We start from the raw sequence: 18,320 nt of genomic DNA, 5'->3' as shown, positions 1-18,320 counted from the left end.
CTTGACAGTTGATGCAGTGATCAAGGCTTTTCTGGACGAGCGCGAGCTGAAGTACGACCGGCGCGAGCCGGGCAAGTTCTTCGTGACCCTGCCGGGCACCAAGAAGCTGCAGACCAACGTGTGGCTGGTCGAGACCACGCACGCGCTGGTCGTCGAGGCCTTCGTGTGCCGGCGGCCGGACCAGTCGTTCGAGGACGTCTACCGGTTCTTGCTGCGCCGCAACGCGCGGCTGTACGGCGTGCACTACACGATCGACGCCGAGGGCGACATCTACCTGGTCGGACGGGTCGGCAAGCACGCCGTGACCGCGGACGAGCTGGACCGGGTGCTCGGGCAGGTGCTGGAGGCGGCGGACGGCGACTTCAACCCGTTGCTCGAGATCGGGTTCGCCGACGCGATCCGGCGCGAGTGGGCGTGGCGGGTGTCGCGCGGCGAGTCGCTCGCGAACCTGGCGGCGTTCCAACATCTCGTTTCGGACTAGTCGCCGACTCGTTTCGGCTTCCCCGGCAACTCCCCGGTGGTCCCGAGCCGTCCGACAGGCATGCGTAGACCAGTGCTGTGGGTGGGAGTGGCGTTGCTGGCCCTGGTTTCGACGGGGTGTGGCAGCAGCAACATGAGCGGGACGTCGGCGAAGGATGCCGCCGCGCCTCCGCAGGCGGCGCAGAACGTGGCGCCGCAGCAGAACCCGGCGAAGGAGAACAACGCGGGTCAGGCCGTGCAGTCCGTGCAGCAGCAGGAACGTCAGCTGGTGCGCACGGCGAACGTCGACCTGCGCAGTGACGACGTGCTGAAGGCGATCGGGCAGGTCAAGGACCGTGCGGCGGGCGTCGGCGGGTTCGCCGGCGAGGAGAACTCGACCAAGAACTCCGGGTCCGTGACCGTGCGGGTGCCGTCCACCGAGCTGGACAAGGTCGTCCGGGACCTCGCGAGTGTGGGCGAGGTCACCCGCAGCGAGGTGCGCAGCGAGGACGTCACCGACCAGCTGGTGGACGTCGAGGCGCGGATCGCGACGCAGAAGGCCAGCGTCGAGCGGCTGCGCGTGCTGTTCGAGCGGGCCGGGTCGACGTCCGAGGTCGCGCAGGTCGAGCAGGAGCTGACCAAGCGGCAGGCCGACCTGGAGTCGATGCAGCGGCGCAGCGCGTCGTTGAAGGGCCAGGTCTCGATGGCGACGCTGACCGTGCGGGTCGCGACCGTGCCGATCGCGGCACCGGAGCCGGAGAAGGTCGGGTTCCTCGGCGCTCTGGCGGGCGGCTGGGACGCGCTGGTCGCGGTCGTGGGCGTGATCCTGATCGGCGTCGGCGCCATGCTGCCGTTCCTGGTGGCGCTCGGCGTGCCCGCCGTGGCGATCGTCTACCTGCTGCGTCGGCGCAGGCGTGTCACCCGGATGAACGAAGCAGGGTGATCAAGTTCTACTGAGAGTTGCCTTTGATGATGCGCGGAACGGCTCGGGAGAGAGGGGGAGTCGCATCGAGCCGTCCCGCGTCAAAGGTCCCCGCTGCGGGGGATCCGTGGACGGGGGGTGCCTGCGGATCCCAAGCGGGCCACGCGATTCGACGGGGGATGACGAACCGCGCAAGGTGCCTCGCGCTCGTCGAGTAAGCGTGGGAGCCGACTCGCGGAGGCGGTATCAACTTCTCAGATACATCCTTGCGATCACAAGTGCTTGTATTGCTCCATTCGAGTGTATTTAGCGGCGCAAAGTAACGCATCTGTAGCGATCGAGTTGTCCTTGACCTGCCCAGTGGGCTGGATCACGATGAGCCCACAGGCTGGGTGTACAGCGCTGTACAGCGAGTGAATGAGGTCGCCGCATGGTCTTTCGCAGTCCGTACCCCGATGTCGAGATCCCCGATGTGTCGCTGCACCAGCTGTTGTTCGGCGACATCGCCGACCGGGTGGACCGGGTTGCGCTGATCGACGGCATGTCCGGCGCGACGATGACCTACGGACAGTTGGCCGGAGCCATCGACCGCATGGCCGCCGCACTGGCCGCGCGAGGTATTGGCAAAGGTGATGTCGTCGGCATCCTCAGCCCGAACACGCCCTACTACGCCGTCGTGTTCCACGGCATCCTGCGCGCGGGCGCCACGGCCACCACGATCAACGCGCTCTACACGCCCGACGAGGTCGCGCACCAGCTGCACGACGCGGGCGCGAAGATGCTGTTCACGGTGTCGGTGCTGCTCCCGAACGCCGCTCCGGGCGCCGCGAAGGCCGGAGTGACCGACGTCGTCGTCCTGGACGGCGCCGAGGGCTACCCGTCGTTGCCGGAGCTGCTGGCGAACGACCACCCCGTGCCCGAGGTGACGATCAACCCGTCCGAGGACCTGGCGGTGCTGCCGTACTCGTCCGGCACGACCGCGCTGCCCAAGGGCGTGATGCTGACGCACCGCAACCTGGTCGCGAACCTCGTGCAGTGCGGCCCGATCCTGTCCGACGTGGGCGAGAACACCCGGATCCTCGCCGTGCTGCCGTTCTTCCACATCTACGGCATGCAGGTCCTGATGAACAACGGCCTCTACATCGGCGGTGTCGTGGTGACGCTGCCGAAGTTCGAGCTGCCCGAGTTCCTCCGCGTGATCGCCGAGCACAAGACCGACCGCGTGTACATCGCGCCGCCGGTGGCCGTCGCCCTGGCGAAGCACCCGATCGTCGACAACTACGACCTGTCGGCGCTGCACACGCTGTTCTCCGGAGCCGCGCCTCTCGACGAGGACCTCGCCGCCGCCGTCCGCAAGCGCATCGGCTGCCGCGTCGTGCAGGGCTACGGCATGACGGAGATGTCGCCCGTCAGCCACGCCATCCCGGACGGCCGCGACGACATCTCGGTCGGCACCGTCGGCGTGATCATCCCGAACCTCGAGTGCCGCCTGGTCGACCCGGCCACCGGCGACGACGTCGGCGTGGGCGAGCGCGGCGAGCTGTGGTGCAAGGGCCCGAACATCATGAAGGGCTACCTGAACAACGCCGAGGCCACCGCCGCCACCATCGACGACGACGGCTGGCTGCACACCGGCGACGTGGCGGTGATCGACGCCGACGGCATCGTCTCGATCGTCGACCGCGTCAAGGAGCTCATCAAGTACAAGGGCTACCAGGTCCCGCCGGCCGAGCTCGAGGCCGTGCTGCTCACGCACGAGGAGATCGCCGACGCGGCGGTCATCGGCGTGAAGGACGAGGACGGCGAGGAGGTCCCGAAGGCGTTCGTCGTGCGCCAGCCGGGGTCCTCTGTGGACGGTGACGCCGTGATGGCGTTCGTGGCCTCGCACGTGGCGCCGCACAAGAAGGTGCGCGTGGTGGAGTTCATCGAGGCGATCCCGAAGTCGGCCGCGGGCAAGATCCTGCGCAAGGACCTGCGGGCGCGCGAACAGTCCTGATCCCGTGTTGCCCGAACGCCCCCGGCGAGACCGTCGCCGGGGGCGTTCGGCCGTTCTACCCGCGACGGATGCGCCGCCACAGCACGGCGAAGACGACGGCCGAGCCGAGCACGACGACGACCAGCGTTCCCCAGGGCACGTACCTCGACCAGTCGTCGGCCAGGACCACCCCCAGCACGACCGCGACCGCCAGGGCCGCACAGATGAACAGCACCAACTGCCAGGCCGTCTGCTTGAGGACCCGCAACCGCTCGCGTCGCGAGTCGTCCATCTCGCTGTTCCCCATGCAGCCGACCCTTCCACGAAGAGCGGTCGCGCGGGCCTCAGTTGCTCTTGGTCAGCAACGAGTCGGCGAGGGTGCCGGCGAGCCACTCGCGGTACCGGTCTGGGGGCCAGCCGAGGATCTGGTGCACGTGCGGTGAGCACATCGTCACCAGCACGTCCGCCACCGCCGCCGCGTCGAGCTCCGCCCGCACCTCGCCCGTGGCCATCAACGCCTCCGCGACCACCAGGCAGTTGGCCCGCATCGCGCGCTCGCCCTCGTCCGAGATCCGCCGCATGTCGGCATCGGCCCCGGCGGACTCGATCCCGGCCATGATCAACGCACCGGCCCGTTCCTGCACGATCCCGTTGCGCCGCACCATCTCCGCGATCAGCTCGGTCGCGGACGGCGCCGCGAGCACCTCGGCGAACTCCGGCCGGTCCCGCAGTGCCACGGGCTCCTCGTCGCCCGCGATCGCCACGTTCAACGCGTCCTGGAAGAGCTCGACCTTGTTGCGGTAGTGCGTGTACACGGTCCGCTCGGACACCCCGGCCTCGGCCGCGATCCGCCGCATCGACGTCGCCACGAACCCGTCGCGCGTGAACAGCCGGTGCCCCGCCAGGCGCACCTGCAGGCGCGTCTGGGCGGCCGCCTGCTCCCGCAGCGGTGAGCTGTACGAACGCTTGACTTCGTCCTTCATCGAGCGCAGCCTACCTGTATTCGTTGCGGAGCTTCTGCAGTCAAATGGAGGAACCCGGGATGGCGAAGATCAGCGGCATCAGAGGCGTGAAGATCCCGGTGTCCGACCTGCGGCGCAGCATCGAGTGGTACGACCGGGTCTTCGGCTACGAGGTCGTCTGGGAGTTCGCCGACGAGGACGGCGTCGTGCGAGGCGTCTCGGGCTGGGTGAGCGACGGCGCGGCAGGGCTGAGCCTGCGCGAGAACCCCGCGAAGGCGAAGGCCATCGCCGGGTTCGACCCGGTCAACTGGGCCGTGGAGACCCGGCGGGACCTGGGCGAGTGGATCGCGCACCTCGACGGGCTCGGCATCGAGCACTCACCCGAGATCGAGGCGAGCATCGGGTGGTTGCTGGTCTTCAACGACCCCGACGGCCTGGAGATCCACATGTACACCGACGAGGAACATGGCGTGGATCACGGTGCCCGGCCGGGGTACGGCAGGCGGGTCGGCATGGCAGGCTAGCCGCCATGTCTGTCGGAACCTTGGTCCTGCTCCGCCACGGCGAGAGCACGTGGAACGCGGAGAACCTCTTCACCGGCTGGGTGGACGTTCCCCTGTCGGAGAAGGGCGAGAAGGAGGCCCGTCGCGGCGGGCTGCTCCTCAAAGAGGCCGGCGTGCTGCCGGAGGTGCTGCACACGAGCCTCATGCGCCGGGCGATCATGACCGCCAACCTGGCTCTCGACGCCGCGGACCGGCACTGGATCCCGGTCAAGCGCGACTGGCGGCTCAACGAGCGCCACTACGGCGCGTTGCAGGGCAAGAACAAGAAGCAGACGCTCGAGGAGTTCGGCGAGGAGCAGTTCATGCTCTGGCGCCGGTCCTACGACACCCCGCCGCCGCCCATCGAGCCCGGCAGCGAGTTCAGCCAGGACACCGACCCGCGCTACGCGGACCTCGGCCCCGACCTGCCGCTCACCGAGTGCCTGCTCGACGTCGTGAAGCGCATGCTGCCGTACTGGGACCAGGAGATCGTCCCGGACCTGCGCGCCGGCAAGACGGTCCTCGTGGCCGCCCACGGCAACTCGCTGCGCGCCCTCGTGAAGCACCTCGACGGCATCTCGGACGAGGCCATCGCGGGGCTCAACATCCCGACGGGCATCCCGCTGCGCTACGACCTCGACGAGGACCTCAAGCCGATCAAGCCGGGCGGCGAGTACCTCGACCCGGACGCCGCCAAGGACGCCATCGCGGCGGTGGCGAACCAGGGTCGCTGACCACGTTCTGAGAAGGGCGCACCCACGCGGTGGGTGCGCCCTTTCGCGTGTTTGGACACGGTTGGGTGAACAGCGGCTGACCAGCCACGGAACAACCGTCCACTGAGGTGTCGCGGGTGTCACGGTTCACGCTTCCGCACTAGGCCAAGACACCTCTGAGCTGCTTACCATTCGCCTCGTGACCACAACGGGTTACCTCGCTGTGTCGATCGGCCTCGTGCTCATCGGCGCGATCGCCGCTTTCTTCATCGGCCGGTTCACCGCTCCACGGCACCCCAAGAAGCCGGAGGGCCTCACGGTCGCCGACCTGATCCAACAGATCGTGCACGACTCCCACGACGGCATCGTGGTGCTGAACCACTTCGGCGACGTCGTGCTGCACAACCCCCGCGCCGAGGACCTCGGCATCGTCCGCAACAACCGCGTGGACGACCGGGCGCGCAAGGCCGCCGAGGGCGTCCGCAACAGCAACGAGGTCGTGTACGTCGACCTCTCGCCGCTGGACGGCTACCGGACCGGGCGCCAGCCCGAGGCCGTGCACGCCGAGGTCCGGCTGCTCATCGAGGACTTCACGGTCGTGGACGCCACGGACGAGTCCGAGGCCGTGCGGCTGGAGAAGACCCGGCGCGACTTCGTGGCGAACGTCAGCCACGAGCTCAAGACCCCCGTCGGCGCGCTGGCCCTGCTCGCGGAGGCCGTGCTGGACGCGAGCGACGACCAGGACGAGGTCCGCCGGTTCAGCGCGAAGATCATGCAGGAGGCCACCCGCCTCGGCGCGCTCGTCACCGAGCTCATCGCGCTCTCCCGGCTGCAGGGCGCCGAGAAGCTGCCCGAGCTGTCCGACACCGAGATCGACGTCGTGATCAACGAGGCGCTCTCGCGGTCCAAGCTCGCCGCCGAGTCGGTCAACATCTCGATCAACGTCGACGAACCGAGCGGGTTCGTCGTGCCGGGCGACCGGTCGTTGCTGGTCACGGCCCTGACGAACCTCCTGGACAACGCGGTCGCGTACTCGCCTCCCGGCAGTCCCGTCAGCGTGAGCCGCCGGCTGGTCGACGGGCACGTCGAGATCGCCGTGACCGACCGCGGCATCGGCATCGCCGAGGACCAGCAGATCCGCGTCTTCGAACGGTTCTACCGCGTCGACAAGGCCCGGTCGCGCGCCACCGGGGGCACCGGCCTCGGGCTCGCGATCGTCAAGCACGTCGCCGCCAACCACGGTGGTGAGGTGAAGCTGTGGAGCCTGCCAGGAACGGGGTCCACCTTCACGCTGCGGCTCCCGGCCGCGGCGACCGAACCGAACCCGACTCTCGTGCCGGCTGGCACGGGTGACCCAGGAGGAGAGCTGTGACCAGGGTGCTCATCGTGGAGGACGAGGAGTCCTTCGCCGATCCGCTCGCCTTCCTGCTGCGCAAGGAAGGGTTCACCGCGGCGCTCGCGGCCACCGGCCAGGAGGCGCTCGAGGAGTTCGACCGCAACGGTGCCGACATCGTGCTGCTCGACCTGATGCTGCCCGGCATGAGCGGCACGGACGTGTGCAAGCAGCTCCGCCAGCGCTCGGCCGTCCCCGTGATCATGGTGACGGCGCGCGACAGCGAGATCGACAAGGTCGTGGGTCTCGAGCTCGGTGCTGACGACTACGTCACAAAGCCGTACTCGGCGCGGGAGCTCATCGCCCGCATCCGCGCGGTGCTGCGCCGCGGCGGAGAGTCCGAGGACCTGCTCCCGCAGATCCTCGAGGCGGGCCCGGTGCGGATGGACGTGGAACGCCACGTCGTGACCGTCGCGGGCCAGGACGTCAGCCTGCCGCTCAAGGAGTTCGACCTGCTCGAATACCTGCTGCGCAACGTCGGCCGCGTCCTCACCCGAGGTCAGCTGATCGACCGCGTGTGGGGAGCGGACTACGTGGGCGACACGAAGACGCTGGACGTGCACGTCAAGCGGTTGCGTTCGAAGATCGAACCGGACCCGTCGGCACCGCGGCACCTCGTGACCGTGAGGGGTCTGGGTTACAAGTTCGAGTCCTGACGGACACGACCAGGTACCGTTTCCGGCGTGCGCCTGGGCGTTCTCGACGTGGGTTCCAACACCGTCCACCTACTCGTGGTGGACGCGCATCGTGGTGCCCACCCCATCCCGATGACGTCGGAGAAGACGATTCTTCGTCTCGCCGAGCAGCTCGACGACAAGGGTCAGCTCCGCAAAGCCGGTGCTGACCAGCTCGTTCGTGCCGTCGCCGCCGCCAAGGCGTCGGCCAAGCGGTCCGGCTGCGAGGACCTGATGGCGTTCGCGACCTCGGCGGTGCGCGAGGCGGGCAACTCGGCCGAGGTGCTCGACCGGGTGCGCACCGAGACCGGGGTCGAACTGAAGGTCCTGTCCGGCGAGGACGAGGCGAAGTTCACCTTTCTCGCGGTCCGCCGCTGGTACGGCTGGTCCGCGGGCAAGTTGCTCAGCCTCGACATCGGCGGCGGCTCTCTTGAGCTCGCCATCGGCCGCGACGAGAACCCGGACCTGGCCTTCTCCGTGCCCCTCGGCGCGGGAAGGCTCACCAGGACCCGGTTCCACAAGGACCCTCCCCGGCGTTCGGAGGTCCGCGAGACCACCGAGTGGCTCGCCGAGCAGCTCGCGCCCGTGGCGCGGAAGCTGAAGCGAGCGGGGGAACCCGATCGAGTGGTTGCGACCTCAAAAACTTTCCGAACGCTGGCGCGGCTCACCGGGGCCGCGCCATCGTCTGCCGGGCCCAGGGCACGACGCGTGCTCACCGACGCGGGCCTGCGGCAGCTGATCGCGTTCATTTCCCGGATGTCGGCCAGTGACCTCGCCGAACTGGAGGGCGTGAGCACCTCGCGCGCACACCAGCTCGTCGCGGGCGCACTGGTCGCGGAGGCCACAATGCGAGCCCTGTCACTCACCCAGCTGGAGATTTGCCCCTGGGCACTCCGGGAGGGTGTCATCCTCCGTCGGCTGGACCACACTGACGGGACGGACCAGAGCGATACTGGACGGACTGGCCAGACCGGGGCACGGTGGAGTTGATGAGTCGAGAGAGCGGATCGGACCAGACGCAGCGCACAGTCGCTGAGCTGCTCGCCCAGTACGGCGGCAGCGCAGAGAGTGCGCCACGTCGGCGACGCCGCCGGGCTGCGGACGAAGAGGACGAGGTCCAGCAGCCGGAGACCGCGCCCCAGACGATCATCGAGCGGGTGCTGTCCGACAGCGGTCGCCTGATGGCGATCCGCGACGACGCCGCACCGCCGGCCGGTCGTCGCGCCGCCCCGGAACCGCAGGCAGCACCGCTGCCGCCGGCCGCCGAGCGCACGGCGTACCAGCCGAAGCCGCAGGTGGCGCCCCCCAAGCCGCCTGGGCAGCCGCAGCCGTCGCAGCAGCTCCCGGTGCCGCCGGCCCAGCCGCCTCAGGTCCGCAGACCGGCACCGCCGAAGCCCGCGCCGCCGGCCGCCAAGCCGCCGGCGCCCGTGCCACCGCCTCCCGCGGCCGCCGAGCAGACCCGGCAGGTGCCGCAGGTCCGCGACCAGCCGTCGAACTCCGGCATGCCGCGCCCGGACGTGCCCGGCCGCCTGGAGGCGAGGCTCGACTCGTCGCCGTCGCGCACGAACATCACCCGGCCGCCGAAGCCGGTGCCCCCGTCGGTGCAGATGCCGGTTCCCGGCCCGCCGCGCGAGGCGATGACCGAGCAGCTGCCGCGCATCCCGGCGAAGGCGCCGGTGGACAAGATCGCCGCGCTCGAGACCGAGTCCGTGCTGATCGTGCCGCCCGCACCGCCGAGGCTCCCGGACCCGCTGCCGGGCAACGTCCCCGACGCCTGGTTCGGCGACGACGACCCGCAGGCCAAGACCGACCTGTCGATGGCGCCGATGGAGTCGACCGCGGCGCACCCCGGCCCGTACGTGGACGACGACGACTCGCAGGAGTACGCCGCCTACCGCGCCGAGGACGACTACCTCGCGGACACCGACGAGGAGGACGACGAGGACGACGACGGCCCCGCGGGTCTGGACGACGCCGCCGAGGTCGAGGAGGACGCGGACGCCGAACCGCGCTCCGCCGGCAAGGAATGGCTGATCATGATCGGCCAGCTCGCCGTCGGCGTGCTCGGGGGCGCGGGCCTGTGGCTCGCGTTCAACTACCTGTGGCGCTCGGTGCCCGCCGCCGCACTCGTGGTGGCCCTGGCGGTGACCGTGGGTCTGGTGTTGCTGGTGCGGAAGATCCGCCGTGCGGACGATCTGCAGACCACCGTCCTGGCCGTGCTCGTGGGCCTCATCGTGACCGTCTCACCAGCGGCGATGCTGCTGGTGAAGAGTTGACCTCCCGCATCCCGGTCGGGCTTTCCACGGCGTCGGTCTACCCGCAGCCCGCCGGTGCGGCGTTCGAGATCGCGTCCGAGCTGGGGTACGACGGCGTCGAGCTCATGGTCTGGGCCGACCCGGTGTCGCAGGACATCCGTGCCGTCGACCGGCTCTCGTCCCGCTGGGGCATGCCGGTGCTGGCCGTGCACGCGCCCTGCCTGCTGATCTCGCAGCGCGTGTGGTCGCCGGACCCGTCCGAACGGCTGCGGCGGGCGGTGGAGGCCGCGTCCGAGCTCGGCGCGCCCACGGTCGTGCTGCACCCGCCGTTCCGGTGGCAGCGCAAGTACGCGGACGGGTTCGCCGAGCTGGTGTCCTCGCTGGAGGACTCGAGCGGGATCGCCATCGCCGTCGAGAACATGTTCCCGGTCAAGCGGCCCCTCGGGCGGGGGCGTTCGGTCGAGATGAACGCGTTCAAGCCGTCCGTCGACCCGACCGACGTGGGCCACGCCAACTACACGCTGGACCTCTCGCACTCGGCCGCCGCGCACATGGACGCGCTGGAGCTGGCCAAGCGGATGGGGGACGGGCTCCGGCACGTCCACCTCGCCGACGGGTCCGGTGCGCCCAAGGACGAGCACATGGTGCCGGGGCGGGGCACCCAGCCGTGCGCCGAGCTGTGCGAGACCCTCGCCAGGGGCGGGTTCGACGGGCAGGTCGTGCTGGAGGTCAACACCCGGCGTGCCGGGTCGCCTGCCGCCCGGCGGGAGATGCTCGCGGAGTCGTTGCTGTTCGCCCGGCTGCACCTGGACTGGTCGACCGAGGGCGGCGCCGGGAAGGCCCGTTCGGGGCTGCCGCGCTGACCGTCCAGGGTCGTTCGGCGCTGTCGTGACGACTCCGGGTTAGGGTTCGGGGTGTGAACCCGCTGCGAGCGTTGATCATGGCCGCGTCTCGCAACGAGACGGTCCGCCACCTGGTCGCCAACGCCCCCATCAGCCGTGATGTCGTGAAGCGGTTCGTCGCGGGCGAGAGGACGGCCGACGCCGTCGAGGTCGTGCGGGGGCTCGGTCTGCCGGTCACGCTCGACTACCTCGGCGAGGACACGAAGGACGAGGCGCAGGCCGAGAAGACCGTCCAGGCCTACCTGGAGCTGCTCGACGCGCTGCACGCCGCGGGGCTGGCCGGGAACGCCGAGGTGAGCGTCAAGCTGTCCGCGGTCGGGCAGTCGCTCGACGAGTCCCTCGCCCTGACGAATGCCTCCCGGATCTGCGCCGCCGCCGAGCAGTGCGGGACGACGGTCACGCTCGACATGGAGGACCACACCACCACGGATTCCACCTTGCGGGTCCTGGCCGAGCTGCGGCGGAGCTGGCCCTGGGTCGGGGCCGTGCTGCAGACGTACCTGCACCGGACCCTGGACGACTGCAAGCAGCTCGCGGGGCCCGGGAGCAGGGTCCGGCTGGTCAAGGGGGCCTACGCGGAGCCTCCCGAGGTTGCGATTCAGGATCCATCAGAGGTTGATCTGAACTACGTGCGGTGCCTGAACGTTCTCCTCGCTGGAGAGGGCTACCCCATGTTCGCCACGCACGACCCCAGACTGATCGAAATCATTGGCGAACGAGCCCGCTGGTATGACAAAACTGACTTCGAGTACCAGATGCTGTACGGCATCCGGCCCGAGGAGCAGAGGCGTCTCGGCACTCGCGTTTATGTCCCCTACGGCGAGCAGTGGTACGGATATCTCATGCGGCGACTTGCAGAACGGCCTGCCAACGTGACCTTTTTCCTGCGGTCGCTGGCCAGCCGCTCATGACCTTCTCGAAGTCCAGTGCGGTGCGGTCGCTCGGTGACGGAACCTTCACCGCGTCCCTGCCCGCCGAGTGGACCGTCGGGCCCAAGCCCCACGGTGGTTTCCTCCTCGCGGTGATGACCCGTGCGGCCGCCCAGGTCGCCGACGGCGACCCGTTGGCGGTGTCCGCTCAGTTCCTGCGCGCGCCGGAGGTGGGGCCCGTGCTGGTCCGCACCGACGTGCGCAAGGCGGGGCGGACGGCCACGGTCATCGCGGTGTCCCTGGAGCAACGCGGCCAGGTGTGCGTCGAGGCTTCGGTGACCACGGGGCGGATCCCCGAGCACCGGGCCGACTACGTGAACCTGCCGTCGATGCCCGCGGCGCCTCCGCCGGGGTCGGTGGAGATGGCGACGTTCCCGACCGGCGGGATCTACCGGGTGGGCGCGTTGTGCGACCTGCGGGTGGACCGCGAGTCGGCGACGTTCCTCGACCGGCGCACGGACGGGCCGCTGACGCTCAAGCTCTGGGCGCGGCCCACCGACGAGCAGCCCGACCCGTACTTCGCGTTGCTCGCGGGCGACCTGTCGATGCCCGTGACGTTCAACCTCGGGCGTTTCGGCTGGTCACCGACGGTGCAGCTGACGGCGTTGCTACGGGCCCGGCCGGCGCCGGGCTGGCTGCGGATCCACGTCACCTGTCAGGCGGTGCACGGCCAGTGGTTCGACGAGGACGCCACGGTGATCGACTCGGCCGGGCGGCTCGTGTGCCAGGCACGGCAGCTGGCGCTGACCCCCGCTGTGTGAGACTTGACCGATGACGAAGATCGCGGTGCTGGGCGCGGGCAAGATCGGTGAGGCGCTGCTGTCCGGGCTGCTCCAGGGCGGGCGCCCGGCTGCGGATCTGATGTTCACGGAGAAGCACGAGTCCCGCGCGAAGGCGCTGACCGAGCAGTACGGCTTCGAGGCCGTCACGGTCTCGGGCGCGGCGGCGAAGGCCGACGTGCTCGTCGTGGCGGTCAAGCCGCAGGACATCGAGCCGTTGCTCACCGAGCTCGCGCCCGTGCTGCGGGACGGCACGCTGATCGTCTCGCTCTGCGCGGGCCTGCCGACGGCCCTGTACGAACGCAGGCTGCCCGCGGGCACCCCGGTGGTGCGGGTCATGCCGAACACGCCGATGGTCGTCGGTGAGGCCATGAGCGCCGTCTCCGGCGGTTCCAACGCCACGCCGGAGCACCTGAAGGTCGTCGAGGAGCTCCTGTCGACCGTCGGCAAGGTCGCGGTGGTGCCGGAGTCGCAGCAGGACGCGGTGACGGCGCTGTCGGGCTCCGGTCCCGCGTACTTCTTCTTCCTGGTCGAGGCGATGATCGACGCGGGCATCCTGCTCGGCATCCCGCGCGACCTGGCCTCGCAGCTCATCATCCAGTCGGCCGTGGGTGCCGCGACGATGCTCAACGAGGGCTCGAGCCACCCCGTGATCCTGCGCGAGGCGGTCACTTCGCCCGCCGGTACGACGATCATGGCGATCCGCGAGCTGGAGAAGCACGGAGTCCGTGCGGCCCTGCTCGCGGCCATCGAGAGCGCCCGCGACCGCTCCGTCGAACTGGGTCGTCAGCACGAGGACTGACCCGAAGTGAGGGTCCGGCCCCACTTGGACGTCGCAGGAGTCACACCAGTCCCGCTACTCTCAGGGCAGCACGTGCGTGTCGAACCGTCGGTGGGGAAGACCGACGGCACGACACGTGTCGAAGGATGCGGTGATGTATGCCTGCGAAGGAGAACGAACGAACAGGCCTCGCTCAGGTGCAGTTCCTGACCGTGGCCGAGGTGGCCTCGATGATGCGGGTCTCCAAGATGACCGTGTACCGCCTGGTGCACTCCGGTGAGCTGCCCGCTGTGCGGGTCGGCAAGTCGTTCCGGGTGCCGGAAAAAGCGGTGCACGCCTACCTGGAGAACGCGTACTTCGACGCTGGCTGAAGGCTGGTGAACCCCGCCGGGTAGACTGGTAGGCCGATCGTGCTTACCGGCGCGCCGTGCTTGACACGGCCAAGGCTGGGGCGCGCCAGTCAAAGCAACGTCTAGAGCTAAGGAACCCGCATGGGCTCGGTCATCAAGAAGCGCCGCAAGCGCATGTCGAAGAAGAAGCACCGCAAGCTGCTGCGCAAGACCAGGGTCCAGCGCAGGAAGCGCGGCAAGTAAGCCCGCATGCGCTCTGCCGCCGTCGGCCTCCGTGAGGAGACCGGCGGCGGTTGCGTTTTCCGGACCCTGGGTGGCACCCGCAAGGGTGCTTGCGCAGGGTACGGGTATCACCCACTGAGACGAACGACGGGAAACACGGGATCGGTCGCCGCCGTTCGGGTGATTAGCCCGTAAAGCCTGCGTGACCTGCGTCAAGACGGCGTTCCGGCCCCGTGCGGTTCCCAATCAGGTCTGTAGCATCGACCAATCGCCACGCCCTTCGTGCTTGGAGTCGCATGACGCCCAAGGTCGTCCTCGTCACCGGAGTCAGCCGCTTCCTCGGCGGCCACCTCGCCGCGCGCTTCGCCGCGAACCCGGACGTCGAGCGCGTGCTCGGCGTGGACACCGAGCCGCCGCCACGCGACCTGCTGCGCCGCATGGGCCGCGCGGAGTTCGTGCGGGCCGACATCCGCAACCCGCTGATCAGCAAGGTCATCTCCACCGCGAACGTGGACACGGTCGTGCACGCCTCCGTCACCGCGAGCCCGGCCGGGCCCACCGGCCGCACGGTGATGAAGGAGATGAACGTCATCGGGACCATGCAGCTGCTGGCCGCGTGCCAGAAGTCGCCGAACGTGCGCAAGCTCGTCGTGAAGTCCACCAGCGCCGTCTACGGGTCCAGCAGCCGCGACCCGGCGGTGTTCACCGAGGACATGGGCCCCAAGGACCTGCCGTCGTCCGGCTACGCCAAGGACGCGGTCGAGGTCGAGGGCTACGTGCGCGGGTTCAGCCGCCGCCGGCCGGACGTGGACGTGACGACCCTGCGCTTCACGAACTTCATCGGCCCGCGCATCGACACGGTGCTGACGCGCTATTTCGCCCTACCGGTCGTGCCCACCGTCCTGGGCTACGACGCTCGTGTGCAGCTGCTGCACTCCGAGGACGCACTGGCGGTCCTGGAACGCGCGACGCTGCACGACCTGCCAGGTGTCTACAACGTGGGCGGCGACGGCGTGCTGCTGCTGTCGCAGGCGATCAGGCGGGCGGGCAGGCTGAACCTGCCGGTGCCCAGTGCCGCCGTGCCCACCGTCGGAGGCTTCTTCCGGAGCGCCCGGCTCGTCGACTTCTCGCCCGACCAGATGAGGTTCCTCAACTGGGGGCGCGTGGTCGACACCACCCTGCTGAAGAAGGAATTCGGGTTCACGCCGCGGTGGACCACCCAGCAGGCGTTCGACGACTACGTGAACGGCCGGGGTCTGAAGCCGCTCATCGACCCGGAGACGGTCGATGCCGCAGAGCGGACCATCCTCGACGCGGCCGCTCGATTCCGCTGATCTTTGCTATGAGGAGATGAACGCAGTGGCAGGAGCACGCGTTATCCCGCTGCACGACCCGGAACGCGACGCCGCGCGCAGATCGCGCCACGTCGAGGTCGTTCCCGAGCCCGAGCAGCAGCAGTCCGCGACACCGGACTGGGAACGCAGGCTGACCGACCTCCTGTCGTTCGCGCGCCGGCGGATCGCGGGCGACTACCAGATCGACGAGTTCGGCTTCGACCGCGACCTCACCGAGAACGTGCTGATGCCGCCGCTGAAGCCGTTGTACGAGAAGTGGTTCCGCGTCGAGACCATCGGCCTGAACAACATCCCGATGGCCGGCGGCGCGCTGATCGTGGCGAACCACTCCGGCACGGTGCCGCTCGACGCCCTGATGACGGCGTACGGCATCGCGTCCGAGCACCCGGCGCACCGCCCGTTGCGCGGCCTCGGGGCGGACCTGGTGTTCCGCACGCCCGTGCTGGGCGCGTTGGCGCGCAAGGGCGGCCAGACGCTCGCCTGCAACGCCGACGCCGAGCGGCTGCTGTCGTCCGGTGAGCTCGTGGGCGTGTGGCCGGAGGGCTTCAAGGGCATCGGCAAGCCGTTCAAGGACCGCTACAAGCTGCAGCGCTTCGGCCGCGGCGGCTTCGTGTCGGCGGCGCTGAAGACCGGCGTGCCGATCATCCCCGTCTCGATCGTCGGGGCCGAGGAGATCTACCCGATGATCGGCGACATCAAGACGCTCGCCCGGTTGCTGGGCTTCCCGTACTTCCCGGTGACGCCGTTCTTCCCGCTGCTCGGGCCGCTCGGCGCCATCCCGCTGCCCTCGAAGTGGTACATCGAGTTCGGCGAGCCGATCCAGACTGACGTCTTCGGTGAGAACGCGGCCGACGACCCGATGCTCGTGTTCAACCTGACCGACCAGGTGCGGGAGACGATCCAGCAGACCCTCTACCGGCTGCTCACCCAGCGTCGGAACGTGTTCCTCGGCTGACCATCCGCTGCACCTCGTCGTAGCTGAACGCCGGGGCCGTGCCGCCGTCGCGCACCGCTTTCGCGGTCTCGACGGTGTGGTGCAGGGCTGCCCTGAACAGCAGCGATCCGGTGCTGATGCGCTTGACGCCCAGGTCGCCCAGCTCCTTCGGGGTGCGTTGCTGGGCCAGGACGTTGAGCGGAGCCAGGGTCGCCAGGTCTTCGATCTCGCGCGGGTCTGTCAGGCCTGCCACGAAGATTCCGTCCGCGCCCGCGTCGACGTAGCGGCGGGCTCGTTCCTTGGTCTCCTCCTTCGCCGTGCCGAGCCAGTGGGTGTCGATCCGAGCGTTGAGGAAGACGCCGGGAGCGCGTTCCTTGACGGCTGCGATGAGCTCGGCCTGTTCTGCCGGGGTCGCGAGGCCGTGCGGGCGGCCGTCCTCCAGGTTCACGCCCGCGACACCGAGACCGGCGACCAGCTCGGCGGTTTCTCGTGGTGACCTGCCGAAGCCCGACTCCAGGTCTGCGGTGACCGGGCAGGGCAGGGTGCCCAGCAGCCTCGCCAGCGCGACGGCCTGCTCACCGGCCAGGCCCATGCCGTCCGGGATGCCGTGGGCGGCGGCCACGCCGAGGCTGGTCGTGCCGATCGCGGGGAACCCGGCCGCGTGCAGGGCCACGGCGGAGGCGTGGTCCCAGGCGTTGGGCAGGAGCAGCGGCTCGTCCTGGTGGTGCAGGGCTCTGAACGCCATGTTCTTGGCGATCCGGGTGGCCAGGTCCCGGCCGGGGCAGGCGTGGGGGCCGTGGCCGAAGGGGTGGTTTTCGAGGCTGACCTCGATCGTGCCTGTCTTCGTTGCCCTGCGGGTGATCGGGACCGGTGGTGCCTGGTCGCCCGTGCGCAGGTGCTCCGCAAGGGCGTTCGTGGCCGCCCAGGCCTGGACGAGCAGGCCGATCCTTGCCGCCGTCTCCTCGTCGTGGGTGGTGGTCAGGCGTTCCACTGCCGCGTCGGCTGCTTCGGTTATCGGTTCGTGGGGCTGGTAGCTCTGGGCGATCGTTGCGATGTCGTTCAGGGAGCCCGGCAGGCCCAGTGCCGTGGCCAGCTCGTCCAGGGCGGTGGCCTGCACGCCGTCGAGGAGTTTGGTGGTCAGGGCGCGTCTGCGGGTGTGCGTGGGGCCGTTGCTGAACCTGACCACCGAGGACCTGAGCCAGGCGACGCCGGACTCTCCTGGCTCGACCTGGGGGACGGGCAGGTTCAGCTCTTCGGTCATGCCGACGACGGTAGGGGTTGGACGGTTCGGTGTCGGCCGAAGCGTTCCGGTCGCAGAATGGCGTTGTGGACGCACTTGCGCGGGTTGCCGGGCTGCTCGCGGATCGGACCCGTGCCTCGATCTGCGGGGCTCTGCTCGACGGGCGGGCCTGGACTGCCCGTGAGCTGGCCGTTCATGCCGGAGTCGCTGCTTCTACGGCTAGTGAGCACCTGACTCGGCTGGTCGAGGGTGGGGTGCTGGTCGAGTACCGGCAGGGGCGGCATCGGTATGTCGCTTTGGCCGGGCCTCATGTCGCCGAGTTGCTGGAGGGCTTGGTCGCGTTCGCCGGGCCCGAGCGTCCTCGGTCGTTGCGGGCGGCGGTTGTTTCCGAGGCCATGGCTCGGGGGCGTACCTGTTACGACCACCTTGCTGGTCGGCTCGGGGTTGCGTTGAGGTCCGGGTTGGTCGGGCTCGGGGTGGTCGGTGCCGAGCTGGCGGTCACCGAGCCCGGGATGGTGTGGCTGAAGGAGCTCGGGTTCGAGCCGGCCAAGCGCCAGGTCAGCAGGGCTTGTCTGGACTGGACCGAGCGGGTGCCGCATCTGGGTGGGGCGGCTGGGGCCTTTTTGTGTTCGGCGTTTTTTGAGCGTGGGTGGGTTCGGCGAGTTGGTTCGTCTCGGGCTGTTCTGCTCACCGATGAGGGGGAGTCGGGGTGGGTCGGGCTCGGGCTGCTCGATGCCGGCCTCGAGGGTGGTCACCTTGCGGGCGGCCAGGTTGCGTTGCGTGGTTCCCCTGGGGCTCTGCCCCAGACCCCGGCAATCTGAGATGGGGGCCAGCGCCTTGAGCAGGTAGATGGCACGCCTGTTGCTTAGAGCGGCTGCCTGTTGATTTGAATGGTGGCGTCGGCGGTGGGGTCCCATCACGAGCCGCGCCAAG

At 69.5% G+C, this 18,320-nt stretch carries 21 protein-coding genes; 18 read left to right on the top strand and 3 right to left on the bottom strand.

All coding sequences use genetic code 11. The features are described from left to right. The first annotated feature begins 1 nt into the window (after position 1). The 3 genes from ACWF7A_RS39930 (at position 2) to ACWF7A_RS39920 (ending at position 3,377) form a co-directional block, all read left to right on the top strand. Positions 2-481, top strand: a complete 480-nt coding sequence (locus ACWF7A_RS39930) for a YbjN domain-containing protein (RefSeq protein WP_452255790.1) — start codon at positions 2-4, stop codon at positions 479-481. A 60-nt stretch (positions 482-541) separates the two neighbouring features. Next, entirely contained in the window at positions 542-1,402 is an 861-nt protein-coding gene (locus ACWF7A_RS39925) for a DUF4349 domain-containing protein (RefSeq protein WP_452255701.1), read from the top strand. 409 nt (positions 1,403-1,811) lie between these two features. Further along, positions 1,812-3,377 carry a 4-coumarate--CoA ligase family protein gene (locus tag ACWF7A_RS39920; protein ID WP_452255700.1) on the top strand — a complete coding sequence of 522 codons (1,566 nt, stop codon included), beginning with the start codon at positions 1,812-1,814 and terminating at the stop codon, positions 3,375-3,377. A gap of 55 nt (positions 3,378-3,432) precedes the next feature. Here ACWF7A_RS39920 and ACWF7A_RS39915 read toward each other — a convergent pair whose 3' ends face one another. Together ACWF7A_RS39915 and ACWF7A_RS39910 are read right to left on the bottom strand one after the other, a co-directional pair. After that, complete coding sequence (locus ACWF7A_RS39915) at positions 3,433-3,663, bottom strand: hypothetical protein (protein ID WP_452255699.1); 231 nt, start codon at positions 3,661-3,663, stop codon at positions 3,433-3,435. Positions 3,664-3,700: 37 nt separating this feature from the next. Then, positions 3,701-4,339 carry a TetR/AcrR family transcriptional regulator gene (locus tag ACWF7A_RS39910; protein ID WP_452255698.1) on the bottom strand — a complete coding sequence of 213 codons (639 nt, stop codon included), beginning with the start codon at positions 4,337-4,339 and terminating at the stop codon, positions 3,701-3,703. Between the two features lie 59 nt (positions 4,340-4,398). Between ACWF7A_RS39910 and ACWF7A_RS39905 the strand changes: the two genes are divergently transcribed. From ACWF7A_RS39905 to ACWF7A_RS39840, 14 genes are all read left to right on the top strand, one after another. Beyond that, a complete protein-coding gene (locus ACWF7A_RS39905) occupies positions 4,399-4,842 on the top strand; it encodes a VOC family protein (RefSeq protein ID WP_452255697.1) in 444 nt (147 codons plus the stop codon). Between the two features lie 5 nt (positions 4,843-4,847). Then, complete coding sequence (locus tag ACWF7A_RS39900; protein WP_452255696.1) at positions 4,848-5,594, top strand: phosphoglyceromutase; 747 nt, start codon at positions 4,848-4,850, stop codon at positions 5,592-5,594. A 178-nt stretch (positions 5,595-5,772) separates the two neighbouring features. After that, positions 5,773-6,945 carry a sensor histidine kinase gene (locus ACWF7A_RS39895; RefSeq protein WP_452255695.1) on the top strand — a complete coding sequence of 391 codons (1,173 nt, stop codon included), beginning with the start codon at positions 5,773-5,775 and terminating at the stop codon, positions 6,943-6,945. Next, positions 6,942-7,622, top strand: a complete 681-nt coding sequence (locus tag ACWF7A_RS39890) for a response regulator (protein ID WP_452255694.1) — start codon at positions 6,942-6,944, stop codon at positions 7,620-7,622. Before ACWF7A_RS39895 ends, ACWF7A_RS39890 begins: the two co-directional genes overlap by 4 nt. A gap of 27 nt (positions 7,623-7,649) precedes the next feature. After that, positions 7,650-8,630 carry a Ppx/GppA phosphatase family protein gene (locus tag ACWF7A_RS39885; RefSeq protein WP_452255693.1) on the top strand — a complete coding sequence of 327 codons (981 nt, stop codon included), beginning with the start codon at positions 7,650-7,652 and terminating at the stop codon, positions 8,628-8,630. After that, the gene (locus ACWF7A_RS39880; RefSeq protein ID WP_452255692.1) at positions 8,630-9,916 is read left to right on the top strand and encodes a hypothetical protein; all 1,287 of its coding nucleotides are present in this window, start codon (positions 8,630-8,632) and stop codon (positions 9,914-9,916) included. Before ACWF7A_RS39885 ends, ACWF7A_RS39880 begins: the two co-directional genes overlap by 1 nt. Then, a complete protein-coding gene (locus ACWF7A_RS39875) occupies positions 9,913-10,758 on the top strand; it encodes a sugar phosphate isomerase/epimerase family protein (protein WP_452255691.1) in 846 nt (281 codons plus the stop codon). Before ACWF7A_RS39880 ends, ACWF7A_RS39875 begins: the two co-directional genes overlap by 4 nt. Before the next feature lie 53 nt (positions 10,759-10,811). Beyond that, entirely contained in the window at positions 10,812-11,708 is an 897-nt protein-coding gene (locus ACWF7A_RS39870; protein ID WP_452255690.1) for a proline dehydrogenase family protein, read from the top strand. Then, a complete protein-coding gene (locus ACWF7A_RS39865; protein ID WP_452255689.1) occupies positions 11,705-12,487 on the top strand; it encodes a thioesterase family protein in 783 nt (260 codons plus the stop codon). The genes ACWF7A_RS39870 and ACWF7A_RS39865 overlap by 4 nt, the downstream gene beginning before the upstream one ends. A gap of 10 nt (positions 12,488-12,497) precedes the next feature. After that, the gene (proC, locus tag ACWF7A_RS39860) at positions 12,498-13,307 is read left to right on the top strand and encodes a pyrroline-5-carboxylate reductase (RefSeq protein WP_452255688.1); all 810 of its coding nucleotides are present in this window, start codon (positions 12,498-12,500) and stop codon (positions 13,305-13,307) included. A 137-nt stretch (positions 13,308-13,444) separates the two neighbouring features. Continuing rightward, positions 13,445-13,657: a helix-turn-helix domain-containing protein gene (locus ACWF7A_RS39855; RefSeq protein ID WP_030477960.1), complete on the top strand. Its 213-nt coding sequence runs from the start codon at positions 13,445-13,447 to the stop codon at positions 13,655-13,657. A gap of 120 nt (positions 13,658-13,777) precedes the next feature. Beyond that, positions 13,778-13,879, top strand: coding sequence for a 30S ribosomal protein bS22 (locus ACWF7A_RS39850; protein ID WP_015105422.1), 102 nt, complete (start codon positions 13,778-13,780; stop codon positions 13,877-13,879). Between the two features lie 275 nt (positions 13,880-14,154). Next, positions 14,155-15,192: an NAD-dependent epimerase/dehydratase family protein gene (locus ACWF7A_RS39845; RefSeq protein WP_452255687.1), complete on the top strand. Its 1,038-nt coding sequence runs from the start codon at positions 14,155-14,157 to the stop codon at positions 15,190-15,192. Between the two features lie 16 nt (positions 15,193-15,208). Continuing rightward, positions 15,209-16,168 (top strand): lysophospholipid acyltransferase family protein, encoded by a 960-nt coding sequence (locus tag ACWF7A_RS39840; protein ID WP_452255686.1) that lies wholly within the window; start codon positions 15,209-15,211, stop codon positions 16,166-16,168. Here ACWF7A_RS39840 and ACWF7A_RS39835 read toward each other — a convergent pair. Beyond that, positions 16,137-17,408 carry an isocitrate lyase/phosphoenolpyruvate mutase family protein gene (locus tag ACWF7A_RS39835; protein ID WP_452255685.1) on the bottom strand — a complete coding sequence of 424 codons (1,272 nt, stop codon included), beginning with the start codon at positions 17,406-17,408 and terminating at the stop codon, positions 16,137-16,139. The genes ACWF7A_RS39840 and ACWF7A_RS39835 overlap by 32 nt on opposite strands. A 29-nt stretch (positions 17,409-17,437) precedes the next feature. Here ACWF7A_RS39835 and ACWF7A_RS39830 point away from each other — a divergent pair, with 29 nt between their 5' ends. Beyond that, complete coding sequence (locus ACWF7A_RS39830; protein ID WP_452255684.1) at positions 17,438-18,208, top strand: ArsR/SmtB family transcription factor; 771 nt, start codon at positions 17,438-17,440, stop codon at positions 18,206-18,208. The last annotated feature ends 112 nt before the right edge of the window (positions 18,209-18,320 follow it).

The organism is Lentzea sp. NPDC055074, assembly GCF_053608005.1.
This window is presented reverse-complemented; position numbering and strand designations above follow the sequence as displayed.

What these genes read in the sequence shown, in the direction of transcription:
- ACWF7A_RS39855 (WP_030477960.1), top strand. Translation starts at nt 13,445, where the DNA reads ATGCCTGCGAAGGAGAACGAACGAACAGGCCTCGCTCAGGTGCAGTTC.
- ACWF7A_RS39905 (WP_452255697.1), top strand. Translation starts at nt 4,399, where the DNA reads ATGGCGAAGATCAGCGGCATCAGAGGCGTGAAGATCCCGGTGTCCGAC.
- ACWF7A_RS39840 (WP_452255686.1), top strand. Translation starts at nt 15,209, where the DNA reads ATGAACGCAGTGGCAGGAGCACGCGTTATCCCGCTGCACGACCCGGAA.
- ACWF7A_RS39850 (WP_015105422.1), top strand. Translation starts at nt 13,778, where the DNA reads ATGGGCTCGGTCATCAAGAAGCGCCGCAAGCGCATGTCGAAGAAGAAG.
- ACWF7A_RS39915 (WP_452255699.1), bottom strand. Translation starts at nt 3,663, where the DNA reads ATGGGGAACAGCGAGATGGACGACTCGCGACGCGAGCGGTTGCGGGTC.
- ACWF7A_RS39835 (WP_452255685.1), bottom strand. Translation starts at nt 17,408, where the DNA reads ATGACCGAAGAGCTGAACCTGCCCGTCCCCCAGGTCGAGCCAGGAGAG.
- ACWF7A_RS39925 (WP_452255701.1), top strand. Translation starts at nt 542, where the DNA reads ATGCGTAGACCAGTGCTGTGGGTGGGAGTGGCGTTGCTGGCCCTGGTT.
- ACWF7A_RS39920 (WP_452255700.1), top strand. Translation starts at nt 1,812, where the DNA reads ATGGTCTTTCGCAGTCCGTACCCCGATGTCGAGATCCCCGATGTGTCG.
- ACWF7A_RS39910 (WP_452255698.1), bottom strand. Translation starts at nt 4,339, where the DNA reads ATGAAGGACGAAGTCAAGCGTTCGTACAGCTCACCGCTGCGGGAGCAG.
- ACWF7A_RS39845 (WP_452255687.1), top strand. Translation starts at nt 14,155, where the DNA reads ATGACGCCCAAGGTCGTCCTCGTCACCGGAGTCAGCCGCTTCCTCGGC.
- proC (WP_452255688.1), top strand. Translation starts at nt 12,498, where the DNA reads ATGACGAAGATCGCGGTGCTGGGCGCGGGCAAGATCGGTGAGGCGCTG.
- ACWF7A_RS39865 (WP_452255689.1), top strand. Translation starts at nt 11,705, where the DNA reads ATGACCTTCTCGAAGTCCAGTGCGGTGCGGTCGCTCGGTGACGGAACC.
- ACWF7A_RS39900 (WP_452255696.1), top strand. Translation starts at nt 4,848, where the DNA reads ATGTCTGTCGGAACCTTGGTCCTGCTCCGCCACGGCGAGAGCACGTGG.
- ACWF7A_RS39880 (WP_452255692.1), top strand. Translation starts at nt 8,630, where the DNA reads ATGAGTCGAGAGAGCGGATCGGACCAGACGCAGCGCACAGTCGCTGAG.